General features: G+C 66.8%; 17 protein-coding genes, 1 tRNA gene and 1 other RNA gene. 11 read left to right on the forward strand and 8 right to left on the reverse strand.

The genetic code is table 11. The features are described from left to right. Positions 1-84: 84 nt before the first annotated feature. The 4 genes from orn (at position 85) to def (ending at position 2,830) form a co-directional block, all read left to right on the forward strand. Positions 85-732: an oligoribonuclease gene (gene orn / locus AC1DBE_RS02920; RefSeq protein ID WP_476969548.1), complete on the forward strand. Its 648-nt coding sequence runs from the start codon at positions 85-87 to the stop codon at positions 730-732. Positions 733-861: 129 nt separating this feature from the next. Continuing rightward, a tRNA-His gene (locus AC1DBE_RS02925) sits at positions 862-934 on the forward strand. Between the two features lie 132 nt (positions 935-1,066). Continuing rightward, complete coding sequence (locus tag AC1DBE_RS02930) at positions 1,067-2,221, forward strand: acyl-CoA dehydrogenase family protein (protein WP_476969549.1); 1,155 nt, start codon at positions 1,067-1,069, stop codon at positions 2,219-2,221. Positions 2,222-2,257: 36 nt separating this feature from the next. Then, on the forward strand, positions 2,258-2,830 hold the full coding sequence (gene def, locus AC1DBE_RS02935) for a peptide deformylase (protein ID WP_476878760.1): 573 nt from the start codon (positions 2,258-2,260) through the stop codon (positions 2,828-2,830). Between the two features lie 29 nt (positions 2,831-2,859). Here def and ppk2 read toward each other — a convergent pair whose 3' ends face one another. After that, the gene (ppk2, locus tag AC1DBE_RS02940) at positions 2,860-3,792 is read right to left on the reverse strand and encodes a polyphosphate kinase 2 (RefSeq protein WP_476969550.1); all 933 of its coding nucleotides are present in this window, start codon (positions 3,790-3,792) and stop codon (positions 2,860-2,862) included. A gap of 149 nt (positions 3,793-3,941) precedes the next feature. On the opposite strand from ppk2, the gene AC1DBE_RS02945 reads away from it, so the two are divergent. Both AC1DBE_RS02945 and AC1DBE_RS02950 read left to right on the forward strand, forming a co-directional pair. Next, entirely contained in the window at positions 3,942-4,733 is a 792-nt protein-coding gene (locus AC1DBE_RS02945; RefSeq protein WP_476878762.1) for a 1-phosphofructokinase family hexose kinase, read from the forward strand. A gap of 63 nt (positions 4,734-4,796) precedes the next feature. Beyond that, a complete protein-coding gene (locus tag AC1DBE_RS02950; RefSeq protein WP_476878763.1) occupies positions 4,797-5,441 on the forward strand; it encodes a hypothetical protein in 645 nt (214 codons plus the stop codon). Positions 5,442-5,450: 9 nt separating this feature from the next. Here AC1DBE_RS02950 and AC1DBE_RS02955 read toward each other — a convergent pair whose 3' ends face one another. The 4 genes from AC1DBE_RS02955 to AC1DBE_RS02970 form a co-directional block, all read right to left on the reverse strand. After that, a complete protein-coding gene (locus AC1DBE_RS02955; RefSeq protein ID WP_476903292.1) occupies positions 5,451-5,738 on the reverse strand; it encodes a hypothetical protein in 288 nt (95 codons plus the stop codon). Between the two features lie 96 nt (positions 5,739-5,834). Continuing rightward, positions 5,835-6,632: an HNH endonuclease family protein gene (locus AC1DBE_RS02960; RefSeq protein ID WP_476878765.1), complete on the reverse strand. Its 798-nt coding sequence runs from the start codon at positions 6,630-6,632 to the stop codon at positions 5,835-5,837. A 138-nt stretch (positions 6,633-6,770) separates the two neighbouring features. Beyond that, positions 6,771-6,980, reverse strand: a complete 210-nt coding sequence (locus tag AC1DBE_RS02965) for a hypothetical protein (RefSeq protein WP_476878766.1) — start codon at positions 6,978-6,980, stop codon at positions 6,771-6,773. 65 nt (positions 6,981-7,045) lie between these two features. After that, positions 7,046-8,539 carry a glyceraldehyde-3-phosphate dehydrogenase gene (locus AC1DBE_RS02970; protein WP_476903291.1) on the reverse strand — a complete coding sequence of 498 codons (1,494 nt, stop codon included), beginning with the start codon at positions 8,537-8,539 and terminating at the stop codon, positions 7,046-7,048. Positions 8,540-8,652: 113 nt separating this feature from the next. On the opposite strand from AC1DBE_RS02970, the gene AC1DBE_RS02975 reads away from it, so the two are divergent. Further along, on the forward strand, positions 8,653-8,805 hold the full coding sequence (locus AC1DBE_RS02975; RefSeq protein ID WP_138769055.1) for an LPXTG cell wall anchor domain-containing protein: 153 nt from the start codon (positions 8,653-8,655) through the stop codon (positions 8,803-8,805). Positions 8,806-8,870: 65 nt separating this feature from the next. Here the strand turns inward: AC1DBE_RS02975 and rnpB are convergent. After that, positions 8,871-9,262: RNase P RNA component class A (rnpB, locus tag AC1DBE_RS02980), an RNA gene on the reverse strand. Positions 9,263-9,372: 110 nt separating this feature from the next. Here rnpB and AC1DBE_RS02985 point away from each other — a divergent pair. Both AC1DBE_RS02985 and AC1DBE_RS02990 read left to right on the forward strand, forming a co-directional pair. Continuing rightward, positions 9,373-10,236, forward strand: coding sequence for an SPFH domain-containing protein (locus AC1DBE_RS02985; protein ID WP_476879909.1), 864 nt, complete (start codon positions 9,373-9,375; stop codon positions 10,234-10,236). Between the two features lie 50 nt (positions 10,237-10,286). Continuing rightward, complete coding sequence (locus AC1DBE_RS02990) at positions 10,287-11,051, forward strand: YaaA family protein (RefSeq protein WP_476879910.1); 765 nt, start codon at positions 10,287-10,289, stop codon at positions 11,049-11,051. Positions 11,052-11,067: 16 nt separating this feature from the next. Here AC1DBE_RS02990 and AC1DBE_RS02995 read toward each other — a convergent pair whose 3' ends face one another. Beyond that, the gene (locus AC1DBE_RS02995; RefSeq protein WP_476879911.1) at positions 11,068-11,805 is read right to left on the reverse strand and encodes a zinc ribbon domain-containing protein; all 738 of its coding nucleotides are present in this window, start codon (positions 11,803-11,805) and stop codon (positions 11,068-11,070) included. A gap of 69 nt (positions 11,806-11,874) precedes the next feature. Beyond that, complete coding sequence (locus AC1DBE_RS03000) at positions 11,875-12,768, reverse strand: Nif3-like dinuclear metal center hexameric protein (RefSeq protein ID WP_476969551.1); 894 nt, start codon at positions 12,766-12,768, stop codon at positions 11,875-11,877. Positions 12,769-12,879: 111 nt separating this feature from the next. Between AC1DBE_RS03000 and msrA the strand changes: the two genes are divergently transcribed. After that, a complete protein-coding gene (gene msrA, locus AC1DBE_RS03005; protein WP_476903290.1) occupies positions 12,880-13,404 on the forward strand; it encodes a peptide-methionine (S)-S-oxide reductase MsrA in 525 nt (174 codons plus the stop codon). Between the two features lie 66 nt (positions 13,405-13,470). After that, a complete protein-coding gene (gene cysK / locus AC1DBE_RS03010) occupies positions 13,471-14,406 on the forward strand; it encodes a cysteine synthase A (protein ID WP_476969552.1) in 936 nt (311 codons plus the stop codon). Positions 14,407-14,414: the final 8 nt, after the last annotated feature.

Genomic DNA, 14,414 nt, shown 5'->3' on the forward strand with positions numbered 1-14,414 from the left:
GCGATGACGAAGTTTTTCGACGGCCGCGTATTCGAAAGCCTAGCACCGGACCTCTCTGCGGCGGCGGAACGGTAGGCTGGGCGGGTGCCTATATCTAATGAACGCATCGTGTGGATCGACTGCGAAATGACCGGCCTGGACTCCAAGAACGACGCCCTCATCGAGGTGGCGGCGCTGGTGACGGACTCGGAGCTGAACATCCTCGGCGACGGCGTCGACGTCGTGATCAAACCGGACGACGCCGCGCTGGCCCAAATGAACGACTTCGTGCGCGACATGCACACCCGCTCCGGGCTGCTGGCGGAGCTGCCGCACGGCAAAACCATGGCCGAAGCCCAGGAGCTGGTGCTGGAGTACATCAAAAAGTGGGTCCCGGATCCCAAAAAGGCCCCGCTGGGCGGCAACTCCGTGGGCACAGACCGGGTGTTCCTGGTCCGCGACATGCCGGAACTGGTGGAGCACCTGCACTACCGCGTGATCGATGTCAGCACCATCAAGGAACTCTCCCGGCGCTGGTACGCCCGGGCGTACTTCCAGTCCCCCGCCAAAATGGGCGGCCACCGCGCCCTTGGCGACATCAAGGACTCGATCGACGAGCTCCGCTACTACCGGGAGGCGGTCTTCGTCCCGGCTCCCGGGCCGGACAGCGCGACGGCGCAGCGGATCGCCAAGTCCGTCATGGCCCCCGCCGAGACCCCCGCGGACACCCCGGCAAACGCATCGGCGGAGTAATCTCCACCACGTTTGGGGAAAATTTCGGCAAATTCGCCGAAAGTGGCAAAACCACCCCCGAACAGCAGGTAAGCTATTTGTCGTTGCCTTTTCAGACGCCGGTCCGCCGGAAGGTTTGACCGGCACATGGTGGGCGTAGCTCAGTTGGCAGAGCGCCTGGTTGTGGTCCAGGAGGTCGCGGGTTCAACCCCCGTCGCTCACCCTCACCAAGGACGGCAGAATTGTCCGACCTTGCCAAAGGCCGCACCGGTTATCCGGTGCGGCCTTTGCTGTTTGCCGGGCTGCCTGCCACTTGTTATCTGTCCAGTGTTGACCGTGCACGGAAGGAACCGCGATGCAGCGCCAGCTCTTTGAAGAAGACCACGAGATGTTCCGTGAGATGGCGGCGGAGTTCAACGCCCGGGCAGTGGCCCCGCATTACAGCCAGTGGGATCAGGACCACATCATGCCCCGCTCGCTGTGGACCGCAGCCGGCGAACAGGGCCTGCTGGGCCTCGCCGTTCCCGAGGAGTTCGGCGGGCTGGGCATGTCCGACTACCGCTTCCGCGCGGTCTTGGACGAGGAATTCGCCAAGAGCAACCACCTCGCGGTCGGGCTGGCCTTCCACTTGCACGATGACATGGTCCTCCCCCACCTGCTGGCCTACGGCTCGGATGACCTGAAGTCGCGCTGGCTACCGGGCATGGTTTCCGGTGAGACCATCACTTCGGTGGCCTGGACCGAGCCCGGGGCCGGGTCGGACCTGCGGGGTATCCGGACCAAGGCCGTGCGCGACGGCGACGACTGGCTGATCACCGGCCAGAAGACCTTCATCGGCAACGGCGTCTCCGGGGACGCGTCCCTGGTCCTGGCCCGCACCGACGGCGGATCCGGCCGGGGTGGCCGCGACGCCTTCTCGCTCTTTATGGTGCGCAAGGGTGAGGGCTACACCGCGGGCCGCCAGCTGGACAAGATGGGGCTGAAAGCCTCCGACACCGCCGAACTGTTCTTCGACAACGTCCGGGTGCCGCAAGCGGATCTCGTCGGTGAGGAGGGCAAGGGCCTGCAGTACGCGGCCGAACAGCTCCCTCAGGGCCGGCTGGCCATCGCCGTCGCCAGTTCCGCCGTCGCCCGCGCTGTTTACGAGGCAACGGTGACCTACACCAAGGACCGCAACGCCTTCGGCGAGCGCATCATCGATTTCCAGAACAGCCGCTTCGAGCTGGCGGACCTCCTCACCGAGGTCGAGGTGACCGAGGGGTACGTGGACCGGGCGGTCCAGGCGTTCAACGCCGGCGAGCTGGACGCCGCATCGGCCGCCCGTGCCAAGCTCTGGGCCTCCGAACGGGCCAAGTCCGTCACCGACCGGTGCCTGCAGTTGCACGGCGGCTACGGTTACATCCTGGAATACCCCGTGGCGCAGGCATACCTCGCCGCCCGCCTGCTGACCATCTTCGGCGGCACCAACGAGATCATGCGCGACGTCGTCGGCCGCACCATCGCCGACTGACCCGCGCCGCCAACCGCACCAAAGGAACCACCCGATATGACAGTCCTTCCCATCACGATCTGGGGCGAGCCCGTCCTGCACCGGCGCGCCGCCGAGGTTGAGGTCTTCGACGACGAACTCCGCACCCTGATCGCGGACATGTTCGAAACCAACGACGCCGCCAACGGTGTGGGCCTCGCCGCACCCCAGATCGGTGTGGGGAAGCGGCTCTTTGTTTACAAATACGCCAACGACGACGGCGCCCCGCCGGCCGGCGTCGTCGTCAATCCGGTGCTGACGCTCTCCAAGGTCTCAGGCGCACTGCCGGACCCGGATGAGGAAGAGGAAGGGTGCCTGTCCTTCCCCGGCGGCCACTACCCGCTCAAGCGTGCCGAGTGGGCGCGGGTGCAGGGCTTCGACGGCGACGGCAACCCGCTGGAATTTGAAGCCACCGGCTGGTTCGCGCGCGTGATCCAGCACGAATTCGACCACCTCGACGGGAAGCTGTACGTCAACCGGCTGATCGACCGCTACTCCCGCAAGGCCATGAAGCAGGCCAAGAAGAGCGGCTGGGGTGTCCCGGGCTTGACCTGGATGCCGGGCGTGGATCCCGACCCCTTCGGCCACTGACGGCGGGCCGGGGTTCCTGCCGGTGGGGTTTATCCCGGCGGCGTGGCTTCCCGGCCGGCCGGCTTCTGTAGGCTTGCGGCATGGTCCGGAACGTAGCGGAAGAGGTCCCGCGGCGGCCGGGTGTAGTTCACGGCACGGGGCCTCGCCGGCAGGGTGACCGGCTCCGACCGGACCTCGACGTAGTCGATGCTTGCCAGCAGGTGCGCGATCATGTTGATCCTGGCCCGGCGCTTGTCCTCGGCTTCCACCACGAACCAGGGTGATTCGGCGGTATCAGTCTGAACGAACATGTCGTCCTTGGCCCGCGAATAGTCCTCCCAGCGCAGGATGGCCTCCCTGTCCATGGGTGAGAGCTTCCACTGCCGCAGCGGGTCTTCCAGCCGGGATTTAAAGCGCCGTTCCTGTTCGGCGTGGCTGATGGAGAACCAGTACTTGAACATCAGGATGCCGTCCTGGATCAGCAGGCGCTCGAACACAGGGCACTGGGCCATAAACCGTTTGTGCTCCGCCGGTGTGCAAAACCCCATAACGCGCTCGACGCCGGCGCGGTTGTACCAGGACCGGTCCATCAGCACTATTTCCCCCGCGGCCGGGAGGTGCTCCACGTAGCGCTGGAAATACCATTCGCCGCGCTCCCTTTCGGTGGGTGCCGGGAGCGCAACGATCCTCGCGACGCGGGGGTTCAGGTACTCGGTGACCCGTTTGATGGCGCTGCCCTTACCGGCGGCATCCCGGCCCTCGAATATCACCAGCACCCGCGCCCCGGTGCTGCGGACCCATTCCTGCAGCGCGACCAGCTCGGCCTGCAGCCGGGCGAGTTCGGCTTCGTAGACTTCCAGCGGCAGGCGGGCCGGACGCCGCGGCGCCCGTCCCGGGTGCGCGGGCGCGGTATCCGGGCCGGCCTTACCGGCGTCGGTCTTGCCGTTGCCAGTCTTGCCGTTGCCGCCTTTGGTGTGTGCCATGCATCCCGCCTCGGTCGTGACGGGTCACCGTCCCTCTCGGGCCCCCTCGCGCCCCGGGCCCGTCGCGCCCAGTCTTGCGGAGCGACCGGGTGCCCACAAGGGGATACCGGCCCGGGGACACGCCGTCGGACTGCTCCTATGCTGGGCCCATGGAAGCCTCAACGCCGGCGCAACCTATCCTCACTGTCACGATCAACCCGGCCCTCGATGTCAGCACCACCACCGACGTAGTCTCCAGCGGCCACAAGCTCCGGTGCGGGCCCAGCCGCCTCGACCCCGGGGGCGGCGGGGTCAACGTGGCCCGCGTGATCCAACGCCTCGGCGGCCGGCCGCTGGCGGTCTACACCGCGGGCGGGCCCACCGGCGAGGCATACCGGCGGCTGATCGAGGCGGAACGGCTGCCGTCCCTGGTGGTCCCCGTCCTGGGCAGCACCCGCCAGGACTTCACGGTCGATGAGACCTCCAGCGGGAAACAGTTCCGCTTCGTCCTGCAGGGGCCGGAGTTGAGCGAACCCGAATGGCGGCTGTGCCTGGCACTGGTGGCCGACTCGATCCAGCCGGGCGGCTACGTCGTGGCCAGCGGGAGCCTTCCACCCGGGGTGCCGCACACCTTCTACGCTGAGATATCGAGGCTGGCCCGCGAGCAGGGAGCGCGCTGTGTGGTGGATGCGTCCGGACCGGCCCTGGCCGCGGCACTGGCCGAAGGCGTATTCCTGGTCAAACCCAGCCGGCGGGAGCTCGGGCTGCACTTCGGGACGGAGCTGGAGGGCCAACAGGGCGAACTGGATGCGGCCATGGCCCTGGTGTCCGACGGCTCGTCTGGCCCAGGGCCGCGGACCGGCCGAGGCGTTCCGCTCCGCCGTTGCCGCCGGAAGCGCGACCGTCATGACCCGGGCCACGGAGCTCTGCCGCCGGGACGACGTCGAGCGGCTGGAAAGTGAACTCGCCGCCCAAGCCGTCGGCGCTTAGGTCCGAAATCCCCGCACCGCTGGCATGATGGGCGCATGGGGGAAACCAGAACATTGTCAGGTCCGGTGCGGCGCAGCTTCAAAGAGCCGTCCGGACGGTACGTCGCGCTGGCCGTGTGGGCCGGAAGCGTGCTCGCCGTCGGCTGGCTCCTGGCCGACGGGAAGAGTGGCCCGGCCGCGGCAGCAGCTCCGTGGCTGGCGGCAGCCTCATTGCTGGTCTACCTGACGCAGTGGCAGCCCCGCCTGATCATCGACGCCGGCGCGTTTGAACTGCTCAACGGCCTCCGCCGGCACCGCATCCCCTTCGCCGCCGTGGACGACGTCGAGGTCCGTTACACAGTGACCGTGAAAGCGGCCGGCAGGAAATACGTCAGCTGGGGTGCCCCAACGCCGCCCAGCGCCTTCGGCGCCGGATTCAACCAGGCCCGGGACTGGAAGGAGCGTCCCCCAGGGATGCTCCCATCCAACGAACGAATGAGCCAGTCCCCGGCCCCGGAAAGCCGGGACGCGATCGTACGTGCCTGGCACGACGCACGGCAGGCGTCCGGTATCGTTGACCCGGGGGCCGGTCACACCGGAGCGGCTTCCGCAAACGCCACCGTGATCTCGGGATGGAACGTCCCGATGCTGGTGATGGTCCTGCTGGTTGCCGCCTGGTGCGCATTCTCCGTGCTTGGCTGAGGCGGCCGGCTAAGGCAGCACTTTATACAGGTCAACCACGGTCTCCTCCGGCGGCGCCGCGAATCCGCCCTGGATGCCTGCCTGCATTGCCGGCATCAGGGTGCCGTCACGGAATTTCTCCCAGCTTTCTTTTGAATCGTGGACCGCCATGATTGTCCAGCCGCCCGCCGACTCGCCGCCGGCGTGGAAGATCTGCCCTTCGGGCAACTGGCCTTCGCCCGGGTGAACCGCGGCGATGGAGGCCTCGTACTGTTCTTTGGTCCCCCCGGGGAAAAAGTGCACAACTCCGTAAGCCATTTCCTGCTCCTCGAATCGTGGGCCGCACCTGACATTCCCAGTCGTAGACCCGCGGAGCACGGCTGTCAATGAGCTGCGGAACAGGGGTGACTCCGGTCAGCGCGGGACAATGCTTTGCTGGGCCGGACAGCCATCGAGAACCCGCTTCATCGCCTCCTTTTCGGCCGGTGACACCCACAGGGCGTAGGCAGCTTTGACCGAGATTTGCCGGGCTACGTAGTGGCAGCGGAACGCTCTGTTTGGCGGCAGCCAGGTGGCGGCATCGGAAGCGCTTTTGTCCTGATTGGCCTGGCCGTCCACCGCGATCAGGTTCAGTGGATCGTTCGCAAGATGCTGCCGCTGCTCGGGGCTCAGCAGCTGGGCGCCCTTCTGCCATGCGTCCCCGAGTGCCACGACGTGGTCGATTTGCACGGCTTTGCTGGAGGCGGCTCCGCGCTGGAATACCACCGTGCGTCCCGTGTAGGGCTCCAGGAAGGATCCCGTCCCGATCCGGCAGCGTGATCCATCGGTGAAACGGGCACCGGCCAGGTCGCGGCGCAGGATGTCATTGCGGGTATCGCAGCCGTTGCGGTCGACGTCGAGCCAGGCCTGGCCGAAAGCGGTCCTGTCGTAGTTGTCGGCGGCGGCCCGGTCCCTGACCGGGAGGGACTCCAGTACGTCCGCGGCGCGGCCGGCGGGCACTGCCGCAACGGATGCCACGGCCTTCATCCAGCCCGGTGCAAGCACGGGCGCCTCGGTGGGTCCGGCGGACCGCGGCTCGGCGAGGTCGAACTGCCCGGCGGTGAAGAACCAGGCAAGCGTTCCAAGGATGGCCAGCACGGCAGCGGCGAGCAGCGCCCAGGCCTGCCGGGACCGGCGCCGGGCCAGCCGGTAGCCGAGCCACGTGGCGGTCACCGACGGACCGCCTGTAGGTAGGGTTGCTGCACCCGCCCAGCCTAGGCAGGAGCGCCGACGTCGGCCCGGTTGTCCACAGTGTGCGGGACAAGTCGCGGGGCGGGCCCCCGCCGGTCGCGGCCGGTGGGCCGACTGCCCTTACTGCTCCTTGGTGACCCGGCGGAGGTCTTCCTCGGCGACGTTCAGCAGAGCTTCGAGTTGGTGCACCCGCGCGTCGTCGACCTCTCCCGCCTCGCGCTTGGCGCGGGCGTCGTCAAGGAGGCGCTTGGCTTCCTTGGCGTTGCCCCGCGCAATGTCGAGGGCGTGTTCCAGGGTGGTTTCGTGCTCCACAGCCGAGTTCTGTTCCATGGCTCCATTGTGGTTCCCTTTCCCGGCCGATTCCAGCGACCGGCCGGGAAAGTCACCAAAAGGAGTTATCCGACCTCGACCGGAAGGCCGGCGGCCTCAAGCGTGGCCACGGCATCCTTGGCCGGGAACGACGGCGGGTTCACGCCGGCCATTTCCTCCATCACGCGGACAACCTGGCAGCTGTAGCCGAACTCGTTGTCGTACCAGACGTACAGCACGAGGTTCTTTTCGTTGGAGATGGTGGCCAGGCCGTCGACGATGCCTGCGCGGCGGGAGCCGACGAAGTCGGTGGAGACCACCTCGGGGGAATCGATGTAGTCGATCTGCTTGCGCAGCTCGGAGTGCAGCGACATCTCCCGGAGGTAGTCGTTGACCTCATCCTTGGTGGTGCCGTTTTCGAGGCTCAGGTTCAGGATGGCCAGCGACACATCCGGGGTGGGGACGCGGATGGAGCTGCCGGTGAGCTTGCCGAGGAGTTCGGGCAGGGCCTTGGCCACGGCCTTGGCCGCACCGGTTTCGGTGATGACCATGTTCAGCGCGGCGGAGCGGCCGCGGCGGTCACCCTTGTGGAAGTTGTCGATCAGGTTCTGGTCGTTGGTGAACGAGTGAACCGTTTCCACGTGCCCGTGCACCACGCCGTAGCGGTCGTTGATGGCCTTCAGCACCGGGGTGATGGCGTTGGTGGTGCAGGACGCCGCGGAGACGATCGTGTCCGAGTCGGTAATCGTGGCGTGGTTGATGCCGTGCACGATGTTCTTCAGTTCGCCCTTGCCGGGCGCCGTGAGGAGGACGCGGGCCGCACCCTTGCTCTGGAGGTGCTGCGACAGGCCCTCCGCGTCGCGCCAGCGGCCGGTGTTGTCAACCACCAGTGCGTCGTGGATGCCGTAGGCGGTGTAGTCCACGGTGGCCGGGTTGTCCGAGTAGATGACCTGGATCTGGACGCCGTTGGCCGTGATGGTGTCGTTCTCGAGGTCCACCTTGATGGTGCCTTCGAAGGAACCGTGGACCGAGTCGCGGCGCAGCAGGCTGGCGCGCTTGGTGAGGTCGTTGTCCGAGCCGCGGCGCACCACGATCGCGCGCAGGCGCAGCCCGTGACCGCCACCGGCCTTTTCGATCAGGAGGCGGGCCAGGAGCCGGCCGATACGGCCGAAGCCGTAGAGGACGACGTCGGTGCTGGTGCGGTCATCGCCGCCGCGCTTACCGACGACGTCTGCGAGCTCGGCCCGGAGGAATTCGTCGAGGCTGACGCCGTCGCCCTCGGCACGGTACTTCTCGGTCAGGCGGGCGATGTCGATCGCTGCGGCGCCGAGGTCCAGCTGGGTGAGGGCGTCAAGGAGCGGGGCCGTCTCTTCGAGGCGCAGCTCCTCCTTGCTCATCCGGCGGGCGAAGCGGTGCGCCTTCAGGATGTTCATGGTGGACTTGTTGATCAGGCTCCGACCGTGGATGGAGGTCACCACGTTGTTCTCGCGGTACAGCCGGCCGATGACCGGAATCATGGCCTCGGCGAGCGCCTCCCGGCCCATCCACGTATCAAGACAAGAATCTGACGTCTGGCTCACAGAACTACCTTCCTAAAATCCACCACATACGTCCTCGTATGCGGAAGTGCGGGCCGGGGGAAGCGTGAAATCACTCACACGCCACCGCGCGGCGCATGACATAGGATGTCCAGATGGGACTCATCGTTGCACTACTTGTCATCTGGCTTATCCTCTCGATCCTGGGCTTCGTCGTTAAGGGCCTGATCTGGCTGGCCATCATCGGCCTGGTCCTGTTCGTCGCCACGGCGGCGTGGGGCTGGGTGAAGCGGAAGGCGAAGGCCTAATCCACTCCTAACGCCTTAAACGAGAAGGGCTGGCACCAGATGGTGCCAGCCCTTTTTCGTTGGGTGGGATGGGTTGACCGATACGCCGGGTTCTGTGTTCCCGCGCTGTTACCGGCGCGGGAGTAGCGGCCATCCATCTACGGACGCCGTTGCCGACGCCCTCCAGCAGCCTACCCGGACACTCGGGCGGGCAGCCCTCAAACGTGTCCTGTCTGGCCTTGCTCCGGGTGGGGTTTACCTAGCCTTCCCGGTCACCCGGGAAGCTGGTGGTCTCTTACACCACCGTTTCACCCTTACCTGCTCCCCCGCCGTGCGGACACGGCGCGGTACAGGCGGTCTGTTCTCTGTGGCACTGGCCTGCGGGTTACCCCGAGTGGGCGTTACCCACCACCCTGCCCTGCGGAGCCCGGACGTTCCTCGAGCCACTTGCAAGGCGCGCGGCCGCCTGGTCAACCCATCCGCAGTACATTCTACGGGTCCCCCGGCGGCCGGCCTGACCGGCGCCTTTTCGCCCCGCCGGTGGGAGAATTGAAGCAGCAATCCCGTCAGATAAAGGAAGCGATCCGGATGGGTCTGACCGCAATCGTCGTATGGCTTCTTATCGCGGTGCTGCTGGTCGCCGCGGCCCGGATGTCGATCCGGATTGTCCGCCAGTACGAGCAAGGCGTGCTTTTCCGGCTGGGCCGGGTCATCGGGGTCCGTATGCCGGGCCTGCGGCTGATCATTCCGGTGATCGACCGCCTCCAGCTGGTCAGCCTCCGGATTGTGACCATGCCGATCCAGTCCCAGGGCATCATCACGCAGGACAACGTCAGCGTGGACATCTCCGCCGTCGCCTATTACCGCGTGATCGATGCCGTGAAGTCGGTCGTGGCGATCGAGAACGTGGCCGCCGCCATCAACCAGATCGCGCAGACCACGCTGCGGAAGGTTGTTGGCCGGCACAGCCTCGACCAGACACTCTCGGAGACCGAGCACATCAACAGCGATATCCGCGAGATCCTGGACGCCCTGACGCTGGAGTGGGGCGTCGAAGTGACGCTCGTGGAGCTCAAGGACATCCAGCTGCCGGAGAGTATGAAGCGCGCCATGGCCCGGCAGGCCGAGGCGGAGCGGGAGAAGCGGGCCAAAATCATCGCCGCCGAGGGCGAGGCAATCGCGGCGGCAGCCCTCGGGGAAGCCTCGGACATGATGATGGCCCACCCGCTGGCGCTGCAGCTGCGGAATCTACAGTCCCTCGTGGAAATCGCCGTCGACAAGAACTCCACGGTGGTCTTCCCTGCCCCGCTGATGAGCACCATCGGCGAACTCTCCGCGTTCCTGGCCCGGGAGACCCGGGCGGCCGGGGCTGCCGCACAGCTCCAGGCCCCCGCCGTCGCCCCGGCGCACGCACCAACCCCTATCCCGGCCGCGCCGCCCAAGGTAGCCTGACCGCGCCCACGGTCGCCTGACCGGCACCCGCCCGCCGGTAGGATCGTACGGTGCTGATTCTGCTGCCCCCGTCCGAAGGTAAGACCCCCGCAACCGGAGGCGCCCCCGTCGACCCGGACTCGCTCAGCTTCCCCGCCCTGAATGCCCACCGGGCGCGCGTCCTCGAAGCGCTCGGTACGGTCAGCGCCCACCACGACGCCCTCGCGCTGCTGGGGGTCGGCGCCTCGCTGACGGCCGACGTCGAACGCAACACCCGGCTGCACGCCGAGCCGGCGGCCCCGGCGCACCGGGTGTACTCCGGAGTTTTGTACGACGCTCTGGGCTACCGCTCTCTGACTCCGCGGCAGCGCCAGAAAGCCGATGAGTCGGTGGTGGTGATTTCCGCGCTCTGGGGCGCCATCCGGTTCGCGGACCGGGTCCCGGCCTACCGGCTGTCGATGGGCACTGCCCTCCCCGACGTCGGACGCCTCGCTTCGTTCTGGAAGCCGCAGCTCACGGCGGCGCTGGCCGCCGAAACGGCGGACGAGCTCATTGTTGACTGCCGCTCCAGCACCTACACCGCGGCGTGGGCACCCCCGCCGGAGCAGACCGTGGCCGTGAACGTCTTCACGGAGGTGGACGGGGTCCGCAAAGTGGTTAGCCACTTCGCCAAGCACACCCGTGGCGAACTGGCCCGGCACTTGCTGGCCCGGCGCGGCAAGGCGCCGCAGACTCCGGCGCAACTGCAGCAGGCAGCCGCCGAGAAGTGGTCCGCGGAGCTGGTGGGGGGCACGGCCCGCAAGCCGCACACCCTGAACCTCATTCTGCCCGGCTAGTCCTGACCTGCGCCGGCTAGGCCCACTCGGCGGAGCGGACCAGGATGCAGCCGGAGTCGGGGCAGAAAACAATGTCGTCCTCGGCAGCGGCCTTGATCTCCGCGAGGTCGCCGGGGCTCAGCTGCATGCCGGATCCCTCCGAGGTGCCGTGGAAGAGCCGGGCGGCGCCGACTCCGCGCTTGGCGAGGGTTTTGTCGTAGACCGCGAGCATTGCCGCATCCAGTCCGTCCGCGAACTCGGCACGCTGGCCGCGCACCACGGTGGTTTCGGCCGCGACCTCGGCCAGTTGCTCGTCCAGTTCGGCGCGGATGCTGCCGAACGAGCCCTGGATGTCGTCGACGATCTGTTGCTGTGCGGCCTGGCGGAGGCGCAGTGCATCCAGCCGCTCCAGGACTTCGAGTTCGACGTCCTCAAGGTCCGAACGGCGTTTGTTCAGGGAGGCGATGTCCCGCTGCAGGGCCACCAGGTCCTTCGACAGCCCGGTGCCGCTGTTGAGCCGGGCCTCGTCGCGTTCGATGCGGGAGGCGACCTGTTCGACGTCGGCCTCGGCCCGCTTGAGTTCCAGTTCGGCGTCGTGGACGGCTACCTTTGCGGCACCGAGCTCGCCCATGGCGATGCTGAGGGCCGCCTCAAGGTCGGTGATCCGGGAGTCGCTTTCAAGGCTGCGGCGGCGGTTCGACAGAGACTTGAGCTTGGCGTCGAGTCCCTGCAGTTCGAGCAACTTCATCTGTTCCGCCGGTGCTGCCTTGGCCACTATTTCCTCCGCGTGTTCACTTACCGGCCGGAGCCGGGCACCGTAGTGGCGCTTCCTAGACTCTATCGCCTAGTCGGGAGTCAGGATGAAGTCCCACGGGTCGCTGTTGGTGGTGCTGACCCGGATTTCGATGTCGTGCCCTTGGTCAGCCAGGACGTTCCCGAGCGCATCCGCGGCCGCCGGCAGCCACAGCCACTCGCTGGCGAAGTGCGAGACATCGATCAGGTACGGCCGGTCATTGACGGCCGCTTCGCGGGCCTCGGACGCCGGATGGTGGCGCAGGTCCGCGGTCAGGTAAACATCGGCGTTGCTCGCACGGACCTCGTTGAACAGCGAGTCCCCGGCTCCCCCGCACAGGGCAACCCGGCGGACCAGGCCGTCCCGGTCACCGGACACCCGCACCCCGCCGGCCACGGACGGCAGGATGCCGAAGACCCGGGCGGCAAAGTCCCCCAGCGTCTGGACGTCGGCAAGGTCCCCGACCCGGCCGATCCCTTCCTCGGGAAGACCGTCCGCCGCAGGGGTCAGTGGCATTACGTCCTGCAGGCCGAGGGCGTCGGCGAGCACATCGGAGACTCCCCCGACGGCGGAATCACCGTTCGTGTGGACGGTCAGCAGCGCTGTACCAGTCTCGATCAGGCGGTGCACCGCCTTGCCCTTGGGGGTGTTGGCCGCCACGGACGTGACGCCTTTAAGCAACAGGGGGTGGTGGGTGATCAGCAGGTCCGCGCCCCAGTCGACGGCTTCCTCGATGACTTCGAGGCTGGGGTCCACGGCGAAAAGGATCTTGGATACCTCTGCCGACGGGTGCCCGGCAACCAGGCCCACCTCGTCCCATGACTCGGCGAGAGATTCGGGCCAGAGTTCCTCGACGGCCAGCAGGATCATGCCCAGCGTGGCGGCCGCACCGGAACTCTCGGCGTCGGAAGGCTGCGCTGAAACGTCGGTGTTCTCAGGTTCCATAACCTCATTTTTACCCTATCCGGCGGCCGGGACGTCCCAGCGCGGAGTCATGAGGACGCGGGAAATGCCGGGTTCGGGAATGATCCGGCGGGTTCGTCCATTGAACAGGACATGAGAACTTTCGTCCTCGGCGGAGGCTGCTTCTGGTGCCTCGACGCCGTCTACCAAAAGACCAAGGGTGTGAGCTCGGTAGTTTCCGGCTACACCGGAGGCCATGACCGCAACCCCGATTACTACTCAGTCTGCTCAGGCACCACCGGCCACGCCGAGGTGGTGGCCGTGACCTTTGACGAGGACATCATCCCGGCCGAGGTCATCCTCGACATGTTCTTCGCCCTGCACGATCCGACCACGTTAAACCGCCAGGGTTACGACGTCGGCACCCAGTACCGGTCCTCCATGTTCTATGAGACCACCGAAGAGAAGATCCTGTTTGAGGAAGCGATCGACCGGAACCAGGAGCTGTGGTCGAACCCGATTGTCACCGAAGTGAGCCGGCTTCCGGTCTTCCATGTGGCCGAGGATTTCCACCAGGACTACTACGCGAAATACCCCGACCAGGGGTACTGCCAGGTGATCATCAACCCGAAGCTGGCGAAGGCCAGGAAATATTACTCTGCATGGCTTAATGCTTAGCTGGGGCCTGAGCGCCCTCGTTAGGCTGACCTTAGATTTCCCCCTCACAGACAGGCACACATACCCATGGCACGGATCTATGACGATGTTACCCAGCTGGTCGGCGGCACTCCGCTGGTCCGCCTCAACCGGCTGAGCGAAGGCCTGGACGCCACTGTGGCGGTCAAGCTCGAGTTCTACAACCCGGCCAACAGCGTCAAGGACCGGATCGGCGTTGCCATCATCGATGCCGCGGAGAAGTCCGGTGCGCTCAAGCCCGGCGGCACCATTGTCGAGGGAACCTCGGGCAACACCGGCATCGCACTGGCCATGGTGGGCGCCGCCCGCGGCTACAAGGTCATCCTCACCATGCCGGAGACCATGTCCACGGAACGCCGCGTGATGCTGCGCGCCTACGGTGCCGAAATTGTGCTGACCCCGGGCTCCGAGGGCATGCGCGGAGCCGTGGAGAAAGCCCAGGGCATCGTCGCCAACACGGAGAACTCCATCTGGGCCCAGCAGTTCGCCAACGAGGCCAACCCCGAGGTGCACCGCCGGACCACCGCTGAGGAAATCTGGGCCGACACCGACGGCAAGGTGGACATCTTCGTTGCCGGCGTCGGCACCGGCGGCACGGTCACCGGCGTCGGCCAGGTGCTCAAGGAGCGCAACTCGGACGTGCAGGTCATCGCCGTCGAGCCCAAGGATTCAGCCATCCTCAACGGCGGGGCTCCCGGTCCGCACAAGATCCAGGGCCTGGGCGCCAACTTCGTCCCGGACATCCTGGACACCAACGTCTACGACGAGGTCATCGACGCGGCCCTGGAGGACTCCGTCCGCGTGGCCCGCGACCTCGGCGTCCGGGAAGGCATCCTGGGCGGCATCTCCTCCGGCGCGATCGTCTGGGCTGCCCTGGAGGTCGCCAAGCGTCCCGAGAACGCCGGTAAACTGATTGTTGCCGTTGTCTGCGACTTCGGGGAGCGCTACATCTCCACCGTCCTGTACGACGACATCCGCGGCTAAGTCCAGCC

It is taken from the genome of Arthrobacter sp. 10T416 (genome assembly GCF_056394165.1).